Below are 16,606 nucleotides of genomic sequence, written 5' to 3' on the forward strand. Positions count from 1 at the left end.
GCGCTCCCATGGACGGCTCCCCTGGGCGGGACGGTTTACGAATCCGACGGACAGGCAGGGCGCCCGTTGCCGAAGCTGCGCACCGTGCTCGCGATCCGCGCGGCGAACTGCTCGATCATGCGCTGTTGCACGCGCACCATGTCCGCATAGTTTCCAGGGGCGGCCTCGTTGAGCCGCGTGCTGCACGAAATGCGCGTGCCCGACGTGTCCTGCTGCACGCCGACGACCCAATCGGCTTCGAACTGGGCCATGCGCCCGGGCCACGCATCGAAGCGGCGCACCTGCGTGCGGATGCTCATGACGGTCTGGTTCGACGGACGCGGCAGGCCGGTGACGTTGCGCGCGCCCAGTTGCTCGACGAGCGCCGACGAAAGCGCCGCGCGCAGCTCGTCGCCGAGCGGCGCAACCCAGCGTTCGTTGTCGAGTATCACCGCGGTGCCCGTGCCGCTGCGCACGACCATCTGCTGCTGGTCGAGCTGGGCGGGGATGCCGACCGGCAACACGTTGATCGCCAGCGGCGCGGCGGCGCGCGCGGTTGTCGGCGTCGTGGATGTGAACGTGGCCGTGGCCGGCGAGACGAGCGTGTAGTAATGCACCGGGTTCGACGCGCAGGCGGTCAGCGCGATGACGGCGCCGGCGCCCAGGGCGATCGTCCTGGCGCGAATCGGGAAGTTCATGGTTGTCGTGGCTCCTGCTGGACAGGCGAGGTTGAAGGGGCGACAGGCGCGCTCGGCGCGTGATCGGCCCCGGTCCCCCGGAGCAGCGATTCGGGACGGCGGCCCAGCATGTCGGTGAGCGTGCGCAACGAGCGGGCGGTACGCTGGACTTCGGTCAGCGTGTTCGTCAGGTTTTCCTGAAGCGGGCCGTCGTCGGCGATGCCCTGGCGCAACGTGCCGAACGTCTGGTTCGCCTGGTCGAGCATGCGCGTCGTCGACGGCAGCAGCTGGCCGTTGACCTGCTTGAGCGTCGCGTCCAGGCTCGTCAGGCTCGAATCGACATGCTTGCCGATCGAATCCAGCGGCATCTTGTTGATCTTGTCGACAATGTCGGCGAGCTGCTCCGGCAGCTTGTCGAAGGTACTCGGCACGGTGGGCAGGGTCAGCGGCGTCGCATTCGCATCGAACGGCACCTTCGGCGCGTTTTTCACGAAATCGAACGAAATGTAGAGCTGCTCCGTCAGCAGGTTGCCGGTACGCGCCTGCGCACGGAGCCCATGCTCGACCAGGCCCGCGAGGAACTGGGCCGCGCGCGGATTGCCGTTGCCTTCGGTCTTCTGCAGCTTCTCGATGACGGGGCCGAGCCGATACGGATAGACCTTCACCATGACGATGGACTGGAAGCGCCGGGTGGACCGGTCGAAGTCGAGCTGGGTCGAGACGACCTTGCCCATGTCGATGCCGGAAAATTCCACGGGCGCGCCGACCGCGAGCCCGCGCAACGGCTGTTCGAAGCGCAGCCGGATGAGCTGGGACGGCCCGTCCGGCACGGCCATCGCGGCAGTTTCGTTGTCGGCGAGCGTAAACAGGCGGCCTGCACGGGCGGCCGCCGCATCGCTGTCTTCCGGTGTCGCGAACGCGATGCCGCCGCCCACGATCGTCGCGACCGACTGGGTCTTCAGCTTCAGGCCGTTCGCGTCGAGCGACAGATCCATGCCGCTCGCATTCCAGAAGCGCGTATCGGTCGTCACCAGGCGATCGTACGGCGCATCGATGAACACCTGCAGGTTCATGTCGCGGCTCTGCATGTCGAGCTTGTACGACGCGACGTGGCCCACCATCAGATGGCGGTAATAGACCGGCGAACCGATATCGAGCGAGCCGAGATCGGTGGCGCGCAACGCGAAACTCGTCCCCGGCGTGCCGTTGATGACGGTCGGCGGCGTTTCGAGCCCGGTGTAGGCCTTCCGCGAATTTTCCGAGCGGCCCGTGTCCATGCCGATGTACGCGCCGGAAAACAGCGTGTCGATGCCCGATACGCCGCTCATGCCGACGCGGGGGCGCACGACCCAGAAGCGCGTGTCGTCGCGAATCAGGTTGCGCGCATTCTTCACGAACGACACCGTGGCGACCACGTGTGAACTGTCGTCGCTGAGCGTGATCGCGGTCACGGTGCCGATCACGACGTCCTTGTACTTGACCGGCGTCTTGCCGGCTTCGAGGCCTTGCGCGGTGTTGAACGTGATCGTGATTTCCGGTCCGACGGACAACCACGCGTGGATCACCATCGACAGGCCGATCAATGCCGCGACGAGCGGTACGAGCCAGACGAGCGAAAGCCGCGCGCGGTTGCGTGTCACGGGCGGGTCGTGGGGTTCGAGGCCTTGCGGGCCGGATGCAGGATTCATGCTTCCTCGGCGTCCCAAATGAGGCGTGGGTCATAACTCATCGCAGACAGCATCGTGAGAATGACGACCATGCCGAAAAACAAAATGCCGGCGCGCGGCTCGATCTCGGACAGCGGACCGAACTTCACCAGCGCACAGATGATTGCAACGACCAGCACGTCGAGCATCGACCAGTAGCCGACCAGCTCGACCGCGCGGTACAGCACGGCCCGCTCGCGCATGGCCGACACGCTGCGCCGGCCCGTCGTGACGAGCAACGTGCCGATCGCGAGAAACTTCGTGCATGGCACGACGACGCTCGCGATGAAGATCACCGACGCGATGCCGTACGAACCGCCTTTCCAGAACACCACGACGCCGCTGAGGATCGTCGATTCGCTGTGGCTGCCGAGCAGCGTGGTGCGCATCACCGGCAACAGGTTGGCCGGAATGTAGAAGATCAGGCTGGCGATCAGGAGCGCCCACGCGCGCACGAGGCTGTTCGAGCGACGCGCGTGCAGCGCGGACCCGCAGCGCGGGCAGCGTTCCGCTTCGGCGGCATGCGAATGGGTATCCTGCGCGGCGGAGGTGCGGGGGCGGCAGACGAGGCCGCACGCATGGCACCCGACCATGCCCAACTGGCTGGCGCGCACGGGCAGGCTCACGGGCGGCCTCCGGACGTTTCCACCGGTACGACCCAGTCCCACAGCTGGCGCGCATCGTGGCCCGCGATCAGCGGGATCAGCACCATCAACACGGCCGTGGCCCACAAGCCGGCACCGGGAATGATCTGCATGATGCTGGACAGCTTGATGATGGCGATCAGGATGCCGAGCAAGCCGACCTCGATCATGCTCCAGGGCCGCAGCGCGACGAGCAAGCGCATCAGCGGGCCGAATGCGGGCGCGCGATGTCCGGCACGGGCAAAGGCCAGCAACCAGATCAGCGTGGCGATCTGCAGGAACGGCACCACCACGATGGCCAGTGCCGTCGGAATCGCGATCGGCGCGGCGAAACCGTGGGCCAGCGCGAGCGCGGATTGCCACAGCGTGGCTTCGCTATGCAGCCCCTGCACGCTGATCCGCATGATCGGGCAGAGGTTGGCGATGGCAAACACCACGCCCGCCGCGATCGCCAGCGCGAGCCACCGGTCGATATCGAGCCAGCTCGATCGAAACAGCACGGCGGAACATCGCTCGCAACGCGCGACCTCGTGAGGCGCCAGCGCGCGGCGTCGGTAGACGCTGTCGCAATGCTCGCAGGCGATCAGGGTCGGAAACGTGTCCATGGGTTCGTGTTGCTCGCGCATGCGTACTCGATGACTTGCTTCGCAGTGTGCTCGGCGTCGATGGACGCTTTTGTGCGGTTCGATGGAGAAATGATGGAGCCGCGGCGGGCCTGAATGCGTTGCGTCCCCATCGAGCGCGATCTCGTCACGCCTTGGCGGAGATGGCGCGGAGTTCCTCGAGATCGAGGTCGCGTGTCAGTTCGTGCAGCGTGTGCTCGTCGATGTCGCCGGCGCGGTAGAGGCGCATGAGCTCGGCCCGTCCCGCCGCGATCAATTCCAGCACGGTGTCCGAACGCGCGTCGAGCTCGGACTTGTATTCGTCGGCGTGCCGCGCGTAGCGGGCCATGTCTTCGGCCTTGTGCTTGTGGATGTCCAGGAGCATCGGGTGAACGAGTTCGCCTGCCGCGTTGTAGGCCCGCTTTGCCATCAACTCGTACTGCACCTTGGCAATCACGGCCTCCGCCTCGCTCATGCTCAGGCGAGGCTTGTCGCTTTCCGGCGCCGCGAGCCCCGTCCATCGGATCACGGCGCCGAGCGTCTGGCCCTGCACCAGCACGGTGGCGAGGATGACGGCGATGGCGGTGACGAGGATGAAATCGCGCCCCGGAAAACTGTCCGGGAGGCTGGCGGCGAGCGCCAGGGTGATCACCCCTCGCATGCCGGCCCAGCTCAGGACCGTGGCATCGGAAAGCCCGAGCGGATGGAAGCGGGTCACGCCCAACTTCCGTAACAGGATGAGCGCGGCGTCCGACACATACACCCAGGCAAACCGCGCGACGATGACGGAAACAACGACGATCAGCACCGGTACGCCCATCTCCGCGAGCATCGCGTCGAGTCCGTCGCCCCGCTGGATCAACTCGTGCAGCGAGGAGCCGATGATCAGGAACACGAACGCCTCGAGAATGAAGATCGTGACGGTCCAGAAGCCCGTGCCGTACAGGCGCGCCGACGCGCTGAGCACGCGATGCTGGAACCACGCACAGATGAGGCCCGTCGTCACGGTGGCGATCACCCCCGAGACGTGGAAGCGTTCGGCCAGCAGATAGGAACCCCACGCACACAGCGGGCTGGCGGCGATGACCAGGCTGTCTTCGTCGAGATGGCGCATCAGGATCACCCAGGCGCCCCCCACGACGGCGCCGATCAGTACGCCGCCCAGTGCCAGCAGTGCGAAGCTGCCAAGGGCTTCGGCCGGACTGAACAGGCCCGTCACGCCCGCTGCCACCGCAAAGCGGAACAGCACGAGGCCCGTCGCATCGTTGAACAGGCTCTCTCCCTCCAGGAGGATCAGGAGGCGGCGCGGCAGTTTCACTTGCTGCAGCGCGGCGCGGGCCGATACGGCATCCGGCGGCGCGACCAGTGCGCCCAGGGCCGCGCAGGCCGCCCAGGGCAGGGAGGGCACGAGCCAGTGAGTGACGAGGGCCACCACGACGGTCGTGAAGAGCACCGCACCGATCGCCAGCGCCCCGACGCCCAGCATGTGCCGGCGCAGATGGTCGAGCGAAATGCCAAGGGCACTGTCCATCAGCAACGGGGGCAGGAAAATCACCAGCACCAGTTCCGGGTCGATATGCACCTCGGGCAGGCCGGGCAGAAAGGCGATGAAACCGCCGCCGATGATCAGGGCGACGGCGGGAGGGAGCCCGAGCTTGTGCCCGACATAGTGCAAGACAAGGATCGCCAGCAGCAGCGCGATCATCAATTCGAAAATGGCCATGGTGAGGGTTCTGTTGTCAGCGCTTGAGCGGTGGGCTGCCCATGAGCGCTTCAGCCGGACGGAAGGCGCGATGAGAGGCCGGGTTCCAGGGGCCGGACAGCTTCGGCGTCCGGCAGGGCGTTTGAAGGGCGCGCCTTCTATTTCGTGATCCGGGCAAAGTCGATGCAGGAGATGTGAATCGCGAGGATCATCGCGGACCAGTTCGTCGGTCGGCCATTCCGCACGCTTGGCCGAAAAATCTCGTCACCCGGGGTGATGGGCATGCCGCTCATCGCGCATAACCCTGGCCGTCTGGCAAATCCTTTATGCCAATTCTGATAGCCGTAATGTCCGCCAGTTGAATCCCGCCACGAAAGCACCACCGTGCTGGCCGTCGGTTGATCGAGGATATCGATCGCTGCGCTGCACTTCGATCGATCGCCCGAAGGCATTTTTCTACGTGAATCGACCACGCAATCCCTGCGCAGCCGGTTGATTCGCGTGCCGTCGCTGCAGGTGTTGAGCGCGTGCATCATGTGGCGCCAGCGTTGCTCGGGTTCGATTGCGTCGATCGGAATCAACTTTGCGCAGCCAACGGGTGGATCATCGCTTCGTTCCTGTTCGCGAGAATCGCCATCGATTGACGAAGAGACATTTGCCTGATTGCTCATTTCGTACCTCGCTGCGCGCATGCAGTTGATCAGATCTCTGGAAAAGAAGGTTTCCGATAACGATTCAAAAACAGCGGAATCGCAGCGTGGCCGCAGGCGTGCAATGCGCGTCGGCCTGCTGCCATCAGCCCGTTCTGCGCGCCAGCCTGACGAGGTCGACGACCGTTGCGACCAGTGCGGTCAGCAGCACGGCGGCGAGCATCAGGTAGCTCGGCGTCTCACGGATCACGACCGCGACCGGGTTGTCGGTCGCAGCAGACGAAACGGCGAGAAACAGACCGTAGACGACGAACCAGCCGGTCGCGATCGTCAGCACGACGGAAATCGTCAGGAGTCCGACCATCATCGCCATGCGCAGCCGCGATCCATGACATGCATTCACTGGGTGCTGCGCAGCCGGTAGCCGACGCCGCGCATGACCTCCGGCGTCCCGGACGCGCCCGCGCATTCGAGTTTCTTGCGCAGCCGGCTGATATGGCTGTCGACGGTGCGCTCGAGCGCATCGACGTCGGCGAGGCAGGCGTCGATCAGTTCGCTGCGCGTGAACACGCGGTTCGGCGACCCGGCCAGGTGCGCGAGCAGCCGGAATTCGGTCAGCGTCAGCGAGACGCCGGTTTCTCCGCTGTCTGTGCGGACCGTGGTCAGGTAGCTTTGCGTGTCGATTTCAAGGTTGCCGACCTTGATGAAACGCCCGGACGAGGCTGTTTCGAGACGACGCAGGATCGCGCGGATGCGTGCGACCACCTCGGCCGGATTGAACGGCTTCGTGATGTAGTCGTCCGCGCCGAAACGCAGCCCCTGCAAGCGATCGATCTCGCGGTCGAGCGCCGTGATGATGACGATCGGCGTGTCGACGCGGCGACGCAGTTCGACCAGGACTTCCCAGCCATCCTTCTGCGGCATCCTGACGTCGAGCAGGATCAGGTCGGGCTTCAGCACGGGCTGCACGTCGAGCACGGCCTGGCCGTGACCGACGCGATAGGTGCGAAAGCCGTCGTGGGCGAGGTACGCGTCGAGTATTTCGGCGATCTCCGGATCGTCTTCGGCAATGAGTATCAGAGGGTTCATCGGGTTCACTGGAAGTGAGCGTGACCGGTAGGTGGGCCGGCGGCGCAGCACGTGCGCCGCCGGACTTCACCGTGCTTTCAATCGTCGCGAACGGATCGGCGACGGTGCATGGCTCAGCTTTTCGCCACGTTGTTGGCGGGCGGCACGTCGGTGTCGGTCAGCCCGCCACCGAGCGCCTTGTAGAGCGCGACCGCGTTGTCCAGTTCGGCGTTGCGCAGATCCAGCAACGCCTGGCGCGCGGCATACAGCTGTCGCTGCGAGTCGAGCAGTTCCAGCCGATCCTCGATGCCGGCGCGATAGCGCAGGTTCACGAGATCGGTACGGCGCTCGGCGCTCTTGACGACGCGGGACTGCGCGTCGATCTGGCGGCTGAAGGTCTCGCGCCCGGCGAGGCCGTCGGCCACTTCGCGGAACGCGGTCTGGATCGAGCGTTCGTACTCGACGACCGCGCTGGACTTGCGCACTTCCGCGAGATTCAGCTCGGAACGCAGCCGGCCGCCCTGGAAGATCGGCAGCGTGACCTGCGGCGCGAAGCTCCACACGCGCTGGCCGCCGTCGAACAGGCTGCCCAGCCCCGGGCTGAGGAAGCCGATCGACGACGTCAGCGACAGGCGCGGGAAGAATGCCGCGCGCGCCGCGCCGATATCGGCGTTGGCGGCCACGAGGTTCTGCTCGGCCTGCTGGATGTCCGGCCGGCGGTACAGCAATTCCGACGGCAGCCCGGCCGGCAATTGGGTCATCACCGGCTGGCGTTCCAGCGACAGCGGATCGGGCAGGTTCTTCGGCAGGTCGGTGCCGACCAGCAGCCGCAGCGCGTTGCCCGCCTGCTCGACGGCGCGCGAACGCGCCTCGAGATCGGCGCTGGCGCTCGCGACCTGGCCTTCGGCCTGCGCGATGTCGACGCCGCTGGCCTGGTCGGCGAGCTTGAGGCGGCGCGCGAGGTCGAGCGACTGGCGCCAGTCGTTCAGCGTGCGTTCGGACAGCGCGCGCTGTTCCTGCGCGAGACGCTCGGCGAAATATGCGTTGGCCACGGAGCCGACGAGCGCGATCTGCACCGCCCGGCGGCCGTGATCGGTCGCGAGGTAGCGCGCGAACGCCGCGTCGGACAGCGACTTCACGCGGCCGAACAGGTCGATCTCGAACGCGCTGAGGCCGACGTTCACGCCGTACTGGTTCTGCGTGTTTTCGAGCAGCGGCGGGTTCGATTGCGAGTCGGCCGCCGTGCGCTGGCGCGTGAAGCTTGCGCCGGCGCCGATCGACGGCAGGCGCGCGGAACGCTGGATGCCGTACTGCGCTTCGGCAGCCTGGACGTTCAGCGCGGCCAGGCGCAGGTCGCGGTTGTTCTCGAGCGCGAGCTCGATCAGGCGCTGCAGGCGACGGTCGCCGAACATCGTGCGCCAGCCGAGATCGGCCGCGTTCGCGTGCTGGTCGGCTGCGGCAGCGGTCGTATAGGCGGTCGGCACCGGCATTTCGGGCTTGACCAGCTTCGGCGCCATCGAGCACGCCGACAGCGCGAGCGCGGCGGAAACCGCGGCGGAAAGAATGAGTGATCGCATGGCATCAACCTTCATGTTCGTGGGGCACGGTGGCGGGCTTCTTGCCGGATGCGCGCCAGGCCGAGATGCGTTCCTGGATGCTCATCACGAACACGTAGAAAACCGGAACGAAGAAAATGGCCAGCACGGTGGCGGTCACCATCCCGCCGAACACGCCGGTGCCGATCGCGTGCTGCGTTTCGGCGCTTGCGCCGGTCGCGATCATCAGCGGTACGACGCCGAGGCCGAATGCGAGCGAGGTCATCAGGATCGGGCGCAGACGCAGCTTGGATGCCTGCACGGCCGACTCGATCAGCCCCATGCCTTCCTCGCGCAACTGCTTCGCGACCTCCACGATCAGGATCGCGTTCTTCGCCGACAGGCCGATCACGGTAATCATCCCGACCTTGAAGAACACGTCGTTCGGCATCCCGCGCAACATCACCGCGCCGAGTGCGCCGATCAGGCCGAGCGGCACCACCAGCATCACCGACAGCGGAATCGCCCAGCTCTCGTACAGCGCCGCGAGCACCAGGAACACGACGACCATCGACAGCGCCATCAGCATCGGCGCCTGCGAAGCCGACTCACGCTCCTGCAGCGACTGGCCGGTCCACGCGACCGTGAAGCCCGGCGGCAACTGCGCAGCCAGATGTTCCATCTCGGCCATGGCCGCGCCGCTGGAGTAGCCGGGGGCCGAGCCGCCGGAGATCCGTGCAGACGGGTAACCCTGGAAGCGCACCAGCTGCAGCGGGGTTTCCGACCAGACCGGGCGCACCACTTCGGACAGCGGCACCATGCCGCCGGTCGCGTTGCGCACGTAGAGCTTCATCACGTTCTCGATCTGCATGCGTGCCGGCGCATCGGCCTGGATGATCACCTGCTGCATGCGGCCTGCGTTCGGGAAGTCGTTCACGTAGGTCGAACCCATCGCGGCCGACAGCGTGTCGCTGATGGTCGTGAACGACACGCCGAGCGCTTCGGCCTTCTCGCGGTCGATGTCCAGCTTCACGCTCGTGCCGGCCGGCAGGCTGTCCGGATAGACGCCGGTCACCACCTTGCTTTGCGCGGCCAGTTCGAGCAGCTTGGTTTCAGCCGCCTTGAGTGCGGCGTAGCCCTGGTTCGCGCGATCCTGCAGGCGCATCGTGAAGCCCGAGCTGGTGCCCAGCCCGTCGATCGCGGGCGGCAACAGGCTCATGACCGTGCCTTCCGTCACGCCGCCCATCGCAGCCTGCGCGCGCATCGCTTCGTCCATCGCGGTTGCCCCTTCGCGCTTGTCCCAGTCCTTGAGCACCGCGTAGTTCAGTGCCGCGTTGGAGCCGAGGCCGGAGAAGCCGTAGCCGATGATGGAGATGCTCGACTCGATGCCCGGGCGCGATGCGAGATGCCTCTCGAGGGTCTTGACCACGTCGCCCGTGCGCTCGACGGTCGAATCCGACGGGAGCAGGAAGCCGGTCATGAAGTAGCCCTGGTCTTCCTCGGGCAGGAACGACGACGGCAGCATGCGGAAGCCGAACACCAGCGCGGTGGAAATCGCGACGAACAGCAGCATCACGCGGCCCGTGCGGCCGACCAGCTTGCCGACGCGCGTTTCGTACCAGTTCGTCATGCGGTCGAAGCGGCGGTTGAACCAGCCGAAGAAGCCGCGCTTCTCGTGGTGGCCATGCTCGACCGGCTTGAGCATCGTCGCGCACAGGGCCGGCGTCAGCGTCAGCGCGAGCAGGGCCGAGAACATGATCGACACGGCCATCGACATCGTGAACTGCTGATAGATCACGCCGACCGAACCGCTCGACATCGCCATCGGCAGGAACACGGCCGTCAGCACCAGCGTGATGCCGATGATGGCGCCGGTGATTTCCTTCATGGCCTTGATCGTCGCGTCCTTCGGCGACAGGCCTTCTTCCACCATCAGGCGTTCGACGTTCTCCACGACGACGATTGCATCGTCGACGATGATGCCGATCGCGAGCACCATGCCGAACATCGTCAGCACGTTGATCGAGAAGCCTGTCAGCAGCATGACCGTGAAGGTGCCGAGCATCGCCACCGGCGCGACGATCGCCGGGATCAGCGTGTAGCGCACGTTCTGCAGGAACAGGTACATCACCAGGAACACGAGCACCATCGCTTCGATCAGCGTGTGAATCACCTTCTCGATCGAGATCTTCACGAACGGCGCGGTATCGAACGGGATCGAGTAGGTCATGCCGGCCGGCATCGTCTTGGCGATCATGTCCAGTTGCTCGCGCACGGCCTCGGCGGTCTTCACCGCGTTGGCACCCGGCGCCAGCTGCACGCCGGCGAAGGTGGCGGGTTTGCCGTTCTCGCTGTTGACGAAGGTGAACGACTGCGGGCCGAGTTCGACCCGTGCGACATCGCCGAGCACGACCTTCGAGCCGTTCGCGTTCGCGCGCAGCACGATCTTCGCGAACTGCTCGGGCGACGTGAGCTGGCCTTGCGCGGTGAGCGGGACCGTCACGCGCTGGCCCGGCAGCGCGGGCGCCGCACCGAGGCTGCCCGGGGCGATCTGCACGTTCTGCTGGGCGACGGCCGTCGTCAGGTCGTTCATCGACAGGCCGTAGGTGATCAGCTTCTGCGGATCGACCCAGATGCGCATCGCCTGTTCGGAACCGAACAGCTGCACCTTGCCGACGCCTTCGACACGTCGCAGATCCTCGACGACGTTGCGCGCCATGTAGTCGGCCAGCGCGTTTTCGTCATAGCGGCCGCTTTCCGACTTCAGGCCGACGAACAACAGGAAGCCGGTGGAGGCGGACTCGACGATCACGCCGTTTTGCCGCACGACGGGCGGCAGGCGCGGTTCGACCGACTTGAGCTTGTTCTGCACTTCGACCTGCGCCATCGCCGAATCGGTGCCGGGCTTGAAGGTCGCGGTGATCTTCGCCTGGCCGGAGGTATCCGACGCCGATTCGAAGTACAGCAGGTTCCGGACGCCGGACAGCTCGCGCTCGATGAGGCTCAGCACGCTGTCGGTCATCGTTTGCGGCGTGGCGCCCGGGTAGGTGGCGGTAATGGTGACGGTCGGCGGCGCGACCGACGGATAGCGCGCAACCGGCAGTTCGGGGATGGCGATCAGGCCCAGCAGGATGATGAAGAGGGCGATCACCCACGCGAAGACCGGGCGCCGGATGAAGAATTGGGACATGACTGGAGGCTCCCCGTGACTCAGTGCGACGAAGCGGTCTTGACCGCTTCAGGCGCCTTCCATGCGGTCGCCGTCACGGTCGCGCCGTCGCTCAGGCGCTCCATGCCTTCGACGACGACCTTCTGGCCCGCTTGCAGACCCGACTTGATGCGATAGCTGCGGTTCGTCAGCTCGCCCACTTCGATCGCCTTCAGGTGTGCCTGGCTCTTCGCGTCGAGCACCCAGACCTGCGGCTTGCCGCCCGCGCGGACGATCGCCTGTTGCGGCACGGTCAGCGCATTCTCGTAGTGCCCACGCGGGATGCGGGCACGCACGTACATCCCCGGCAGCAGCTCACGCTTCGGGTTGTCGACCAGCACGCGCAGCAGCACGTCGCCGGTGCCCGGGTCGACGTTGACGCCCGAGAACAGCATGCGGCCCTTCACGTCGTAGCGCGAGTCGTCGTCGCGCAGCACGTCGACCGGCAGCCCGTTGCCTGCGGTGTCCGGCTGGGCCGCGAGCGCGCCGCGCAGCGATTCGAGCGACGCGGCCGGCTGGCGCACGTCCACGTAGACCTGGTCGATCTGCTGGATGCGTGCCATCGGCTGGCTGTCGCTGCTCGCGACCAGCGCACCTTCGGTCACGAGGGCCTGGTCGATGCGGCCCGTGATCGGCGCTTCGACAGTCGCGAACTTCAGGTCGAGCTGGCGGCGGGCGAGCGTTGCGCGAGCCTGGGCGACGTCGGCGGCAGCCTGGTCGCGTTGCGACACCGAGTCGTCATACACCTGGCGGCTGATCGCGTCGGCCTCGACCAGCGGCTTGAGCCGGGTGGTCTGCACCTTGGCCCGTGCGAGCGCGGCTTCCGCACGTTGCAGGGCCGCCGCGGCCGTGTCCATGTCGGCCTTGAACGGCGCGGGGTTGATCTGGAACAGAGGCTGGCCTTCGCGTACTTCCGTGCCCTGTGAGAACAGCCGTCGCTGCACGATGCCGCTGACCTGCGGCCGGATCTCGGCGATCCGGACGGCCGCGACGCGGCCCGGCAGGTCTTCGGTCAGGTCGAGGGGCGTACCCGCCAGCGTCATCGCCGCAACCGGGGGGGCCGGCGCAGCGGCCTGCTGTTCGGAGGGCCCGCAGCCCGCCAGCATCGCCGCCACCAGCGCGCACACGGCGCCGTAGCAGGCTCGTTTCTGATTTTTCATGTGGACTCCATGGGACGCAGGCACCCAGTGGCCCGCATTTTCGGATCGAAGTGTGCGTGCGCCCGATGGAGTTTTTTGTGCGGAAAGATGGAGGTTTGATGGAGGGGGGGGAAGATTGGCGGGAGGGCGGTCTGGAGGCGGGGTGAGCCCGACGATGACGGGCTCCGGGGCGGCTCGGCGCTATCTGGAAGCGGGGTGGGCGGCGCGAGAATCCCGGTGTGTCGCAATCATCTGATGAAATGACGGGGCCGAGCTTGCCGTCGGCATCGCCGACCCCGTGCTCCACGTGCCGTTACTGCGAGGAGCGCTTCCGCATGGGCGGCCGGCGCGCCTCCCGTTCTGCCGTGGTGGCGGGCGGCGGCCCGGCGCACGAGGTGCGTCGACCGCTCGCCGGGAGGCTTACCGTGGATCGGTATCGACGGCGCGCTGCGTGGCGGACGGTACGTCCTTCCGGTTCGATGGTGCGATCCGCGGCGAAGCGGGGCTGTCGGGCCAGCGCAACTCGAACACCGTGCCGCCGCGTGCGGTCGGACGGCACGATGCCGCTCCGCCGTGAGCCTGCGCAATGGCCGCGACCACGGCCAGCCCCAGGCCGCTGCCGCCTTTCTGGCTGGAATCCGCATCGTCCACGCGCCTGAACGCATCGAAAATCTGCGCGGCGTAATCGGCCGGAATGCCCGGCCCTTCGTCTTCGACCTGCAAGTGGCATGCACCGTTTTCGACGCGCGTGTGAATGCGGATCGCGCCGGGCACCGCATAGCGCCGTGCATTCTCCAGCAGTGCGAGCAGCGCCTGGCGCATCCGGAACGGGTCGCAGTGGACGGCCCGCATATCGAGATCGAGCACCATGTGTTGACCGGCCGCGGCCAGCGAATCCTCGAACATCTCGACAACCGCCTTGACGTGCGTCGTCAGATCGGTCGCCTGGAGGCTGACGCTCAGGTGCCCGCTTTCGGCGAGGCTGATCACGCGGAGGTCCTCGATCAGGCGCGTCAGTCCTTCCGCCTGGGTCAACAGGCTTCGGAACAGCGCCTCGCCCGGCTGGAACACACCTTCCGCCAGCCCCTGCAACCGCCCGCGCAGGACCGTGACCGGCGTACGCAGTTCGTGCGCGATCGCGGCATTCCAGAATGCCTGTTCGTCCGTCATGCGCTGCAGCTGGGCCGCGAGCGCATTGAAGTCGTCCGCGATCAGCGCGGCTTCACGAATCGATCGATCGCCGGCGACGGCGCGCGCGGTCAGGTCGCCCTTGGCGACGCGGCGAATGCTGTCCGCGACCGAGTTGAGCGGCACCAGAATGCGATGCGCGAGCCGGGTCGACACGACAATGGCGATGACCAGGCCGATCAACAGCGTGGCGCTCAGCCATACCCACTCCGTGTTCGACGGAAACCAGCTCGACTGGTAACACACCTCGCTCCAGTGCCGGAACATCATGTAGTAAAACCCGTAGACCATCAGTACGACGACCAACATGATGCCGAGCGCCAGCTCGGCCATCGACACCGCAATCTTGCGGCCCAGCCCACTGAGTTTCATTTCGTGCTCCCAAGCGTGGCGTTGCGTCGATTGACGACGGGACGGTCGTGCGGCTGGATTGCGGTGGCGTCAGGGGAGGGGCGTGATTGGGGTGGGTAAAAGGCATGCGGCGGTGCGTCGAGGTTTCCCGCGGCAGGTGTGCCGGAGGTGCGATGTCGCTCGAGACCGGAAAAGGCCGGGCGGGTATCGACGGAAACGTTCCCGAACGACAGAGGCAGCGGCCGAACAGCTCGATGTGTGCGGGACGGTATGGGTTCTTCAATCATGGTGTCCGCTTGGGATCCTGCTATTCATTCCATCGAATCGCAATATTACCGCACGAAATTGGCCATCAAATGACACGATGGTTCGGCGTGCGTTGCAATGCGAGCGACGCCGGCGTTGCCGCGCGGAACGGGCTGACAGGCGTGTTGCCCGTCGGTGTCTGAATCCGTTCCTGATGATTTCAAGCGGTCCAGGCGTTTTCGAAGCAGGGGAATACCCTGCTTTTTTTCATGATCAGTTGTTATGTATCATGACCTACAGTAGTCAACGTTTTCTATTTTTGAGGTATCCAGATTCGCTTGATCCGGCGGTGTTTGATGGAAGGGGCGGCGAGCGCCGAAGGTTGTGCTGTCACGGCCGATGCGAACGGCAAACACGAGCACGCCGATGGGCGCGCGCAATCGAGCCGGGCGAACGTTGAGCCGGGAAAGCAATGAAGCATCGAACCGAATCGGTACGGGAAGTTTCATGATGGATTTCAGATCTCCTGACATCGGGTTGGCCGTCGCCTTGCTGGCATGGGCGACCGGCACCTACGGACTGAAGTTCGTCCGGAAGCGCAACCCGCTGCTCGGCGTCGCCTGGTGGGTCGTGACGGCGTCCTCCGTCAATGCGCTGGTTTTCATGGCGACGGGCTGGTCATGCGCGTCCGGCGTCGCGCATTTCCTGGACACGTTCACGCGAGGGTTCGGCATCCCGGTGATTGCGGCGGCCGGCATGATGGCCGTCACGCACGAATACCGGCCGATGGCCCAGCAGGTCGTCATGTTGTGCGGGATTGCCGCGGTGGGAACGATGGCGCTGATGACACTCGAATTCGTCGATGTCGTCCTGCCGTATTTCTATGTCGCGATGTGGGCGTTGCTGGCGCTCTATCTGGCCTATTTCGTCGTGCGGCTGGTGCGCGCCGGGGAAGCATGGCATGCGACGACCACGACGCTGGCGCTCGTGCTGTCGCTGATCGTCGCGTACGTCGACGACCTGTACAAGATGCCCGGCAATGCGCACGGCGCGGTATTCAGCTTTCCCGTGCTGGCGTTGCTGACGTGGTCATATTTCGCGGTTGCGATCTATTACGCCTACTGCGCGCTGGAACGGACACGGCATGTCGAAAGGGCCGGGGCCGCACGCCTGCTCCGGTGGCATGAATTTACCTCATTCGAATAGGAATCCTGACATGAGTGAGGATCTGGAGAAGTGTGGAATCAATGTCGAGGATCAGTCGGCGCATGCGGTGAGGGCGACGCCTCCACGCGGCAAGAAAGGCGATGGCGAGACACGGGAGCGTCTGCTGCAAGCGGCACGCACGATCTTCGCCGAAAGAGGCTATGCGGCGGCGAGCATCGAGCGTATCGCCATCGAGGGGGGCTATACGCGCGGCGCGTTCTATTCGAACTTCCGCGACAAGACGGTCGTGCTGCTCGAACTGCTGAAGCGCGATCACGATGACGTCGAGCGTGAACTGATGCGCATCGTCGAAGCGTGCCATGACCGCGAGGTGACGGAGCGCGCGATGCACGCGTACTTCAGGCAGCGCTATCGCCAGCCTGACGCGTGCGTGATGTGGATGGAAGCGGCACTGCTTGCCGTACACGACCCGTCGTTTCGCGTGCGGTTCGCTGCATTTCTGAACGAGCGGCGGGACCAGGTGGCGGCGCGTGCCTCCTGGCGTGTCGAGCCGGCCGACGGGCGGCTGCCGTTGCCGATCGAGTTGCTGACGCTCGGCCTGACGGGGCTCGGCGACGACGTGTTGCCCGACGGCGCGAGCGGACGGTGGCACCTGACCGACGCGTGGATCGACGCGGCGGTGACGCGGGTGTTCGCGGGCAGCCCGTGCGGCGAGCCGATGGCATGACCGCGCGCCATCGCGGC

General features: G+C 65.9%; 15 protein-coding genes. 2 read left to right on the top strand and 13 right to left on the bottom strand.

Annotation, left to right across the window (positions count from 1 at the left end; genetic code table 11):
- Positions 1–35: 35 nt before the first annotated feature.
- The 13 genes from G3O00_RS05020 to G3O00_RS05080 all read right to left on the bottom strand — a co-directional run bounded on the left by G3O00_RS05020 (position 36) and on the right by G3O00_RS05080 (position 15,204).
- Positions 36–677 (bottom strand): PqiC family protein, encoded by a 642-nt coding sequence (locus tag G3O00_RS05020; RefSeq protein WP_206142276.1) that lies wholly within the window; start codon positions 675–677, stop codon positions 36–38.
- Positions 674–2,344 (bottom strand): MlaD family protein, encoded by a 1,671-nt coding sequence (locus tag G3O00_RS05025; protein ID WP_206142277.1) that lies wholly within the window; start codon positions 2,342–2,344, stop codon positions 674–676. Before G3O00_RS05025 ends, G3O00_RS05020 begins: the two co-directional genes overlap by 4 nt.
- Positions 2,341–2,988: a paraquat-inducible protein A gene (locus G3O00_RS05030; RefSeq protein ID WP_206142278.1), complete on the bottom strand. Its 648-nt coding sequence runs from the start codon at positions 2,986–2,988 to the stop codon at positions 2,341–2,343. The genes G3O00_RS05025 and G3O00_RS05030 overlap by 4 nt, the downstream gene beginning before the upstream one ends.
- Positions 2,985–3,611 carry a paraquat-inducible protein A gene (locus tag G3O00_RS05035; RefSeq protein WP_241024958.1) on the bottom strand — a complete coding sequence of 209 codons (627 nt, stop codon included), beginning with the start codon at positions 3,609–3,611 and terminating at the stop codon, positions 2,985–2,987. The genes G3O00_RS05030 and G3O00_RS05035 overlap by 4 nt, the downstream gene beginning before the upstream one ends.
- Positions 3,612–3,756: 145 nt before the next feature.
- Entirely contained in the window at positions 3,757–5,331 is a 1,575-nt protein-coding gene (locus G3O00_RS05040) for a Na+/H+ antiporter (protein ID WP_206142280.1), read from the bottom strand.
- A 137-nt stretch (positions 5,332–5,468) separates the two neighbouring features.
- Positions 5,469–5,981, bottom strand: a complete 513-nt coding sequence (locus G3O00_RS05045; protein ID WP_206142281.1) for a DUF3331 domain-containing protein — start codon at positions 5,979–5,981, stop codon at positions 5,469–5,471.
- A gap of 124 nt (positions 5,982–6,105) precedes the next feature.
- Entirely contained in the window at positions 6,106–6,327 is a 222-nt protein-coding gene (locus tag G3O00_RS05050; RefSeq protein WP_174932925.1) for a hypothetical protein, read from the bottom strand.
- Between the two features lie 32 nt (positions 6,328–6,359).
- Positions 6,360–7,049, bottom strand: coding sequence for a response regulator (locus G3O00_RS05055; RefSeq protein ID WP_011349512.1), 690 nt, complete (start codon positions 7,047–7,049; stop codon positions 6,360–6,362).
- Between the two features lie 113 nt (positions 7,050–7,162).
- Positions 7,163–8,605, bottom strand: a complete 1,443-nt coding sequence (locus G3O00_RS05060) for an efflux transporter outer membrane subunit (RefSeq protein WP_174932923.1) — start codon at positions 8,603–8,605, stop codon at positions 7,163–7,165.
- Positions 8,606–8,609: 4 nt separating this feature from the next.
- Positions 8,610–11,753 carry an efflux RND transporter permease subunit gene (locus tag G3O00_RS05065; protein ID WP_206142282.1) on the bottom strand — a complete coding sequence of 1,048 codons (3,144 nt, stop codon included), beginning with the start codon at positions 11,751–11,753 and terminating at the stop codon, positions 8,610–8,612.
- Between the two features lie 20 nt (positions 11,754–11,773).
- Positions 11,774–12,931, bottom strand: a complete 1,158-nt coding sequence (locus tag G3O00_RS05070; protein ID WP_206142283.1) for an efflux RND transporter periplasmic adaptor subunit — start codon at positions 12,929–12,931, stop codon at positions 11,774–11,776.
- A 399-nt stretch (positions 12,932–13,330) separates the two neighbouring features.
- Entirely contained in the window at positions 13,331–14,470 is a 1,140-nt protein-coding gene (locus G3O00_RS05075) for an ATP-binding protein (protein WP_174932920.1), read from the bottom strand.
- A 512-nt stretch (positions 14,471–14,982) separates the two neighbouring features.
- Positions 14,983–15,204, bottom strand: a complete 222-nt coding sequence (locus G3O00_RS05080; RefSeq protein WP_206142284.1) for a hypothetical protein — start codon at positions 15,202–15,204, stop codon at positions 14,983–14,985.
- On the opposite strand from G3O00_RS05080, the gene G3O00_RS05085 reads away from it, so the two are divergent.
- Together G3O00_RS05085 and G3O00_RS05090 are read left to right on the top strand one after the other, a co-directional pair.
- A complete protein-coding gene (locus G3O00_RS05085) occupies positions 15,203–15,901 on the top strand; it encodes a hypothetical protein (protein WP_206142285.1) in 699 nt (232 codons plus the stop codon). The two genes, G3O00_RS05080 and G3O00_RS05085, sit on opposite strands and share 2 nt — an antisense overlap.
- Before the next feature lie 10 nt (positions 15,902–15,911).
- Complete coding sequence (locus G3O00_RS05090; RefSeq protein ID WP_206142286.1) at positions 15,912–16,589, top strand: TetR/AcrR family transcriptional regulator; 678 nt, start codon at positions 15,912–15,914, stop codon at positions 16,587–16,589.
- Positions 16,590–16,606 lie beyond the last annotated feature (17 nt).

Source organism: Burkholderia sp. Ac-20384 (assembly GCF_017104605.1).
Lineage (GTDB): Bacteria > Pseudomonadota > Gammaproteobacteria > Burkholderiales > Burkholderiaceae > Burkholderia > Burkholderia lata.

Bases quoted from the DNA above. Each gene is read 5' to 3' on its own strand.
- G3O00_RS05020 (WP_206142276.1), bottom strand. From the start codon at position 677: ATGAACTTCCCGATTCGCGCCAGGACGATCGCCCTGGGCGCCGGCGCC.
- G3O00_RS05025 (WP_206142277.1), bottom strand. From the start codon at position 2,344: ATGAATCCTGCATCCGGCCCGCAAGGCCTCGAACCCCACGACCCGCCC.
- G3O00_RS05035 (WP_241024958.1), bottom strand. From the start codon at position 3,611: ATGGACACGTTTCCGACCCTGATCGCCTGCGAGCATTGCGACAGCGTC.
- G3O00_RS05040 (WP_206142280.1), bottom strand. From the start codon at position 5,331: ATGGCCATTTTCGAATTGATGATCGCGCTGCTGCTGGCGATCCTTGTC.
- G3O00_RS05045 (WP_206142281.1), bottom strand. From the start codon at position 5,981: ATGAGCAATCAGGCAAATGTCTCTTCGTCAATCGATGGCGATTCTCGC.
- G3O00_RS05050 (WP_174932925.1), bottom strand. From the start codon at position 6,327: ATGATGGTCGGACTCCTGACGATTTCCGTCGTGCTGACGATCGCGACC.
- G3O00_RS05055 (WP_011349512.1), bottom strand. From the start codon at position 7,049: ATGAACCCTCTGATACTCATTGCCGAAGACGATCCGGAGATCGCCGAA.
- G3O00_RS05060 (WP_174932923.1), bottom strand. From the start codon at position 8,605: ATGCGATCACTCATTCTTTCCGCCGCGGTTTCCGCCGCGCTCGCGCTG.
- G3O00_RS05065 (WP_206142282.1), bottom strand. From the start codon at position 11,753: ATGTCCCAATTCTTCATCCGGCGCCCGGTCTTCGCGTGGGTGATCGCC.
- G3O00_RS05070 (WP_206142283.1), bottom strand. From the start codon at position 12,931: ATGAAAAATCAGAAACGAGCCTGCTACGGCGCCGTGTGCGCGCTGGTG.
- G3O00_RS05075 (WP_174932920.1), bottom strand. From the start codon at position 14,470: ATGAAACTCAGTGGGCTGGGCCGCAAGATTGCGGTGTCGATGGCCGAG.
- G3O00_RS05085 (WP_206142285.1), top strand. From the start codon at position 15,203: ATGATGGATTTCAGATCTCCTGACATCGGGTTGGCCGTCGCCTTGCTG.
- G3O00_RS05080 (WP_206142284.1), bottom strand. From the start codon at position 15,204: ATGAAACTTCCCGTACCGATTCGGTTCGATGCTTCATTGCTTTCCCGG.
- G3O00_RS05090 (WP_206142286.1), top strand. From the start codon at position 15,912: ATGAGTGAGGATCTGGAGAAGTGTGGAATCAATGTCGAGGATCAGTCG.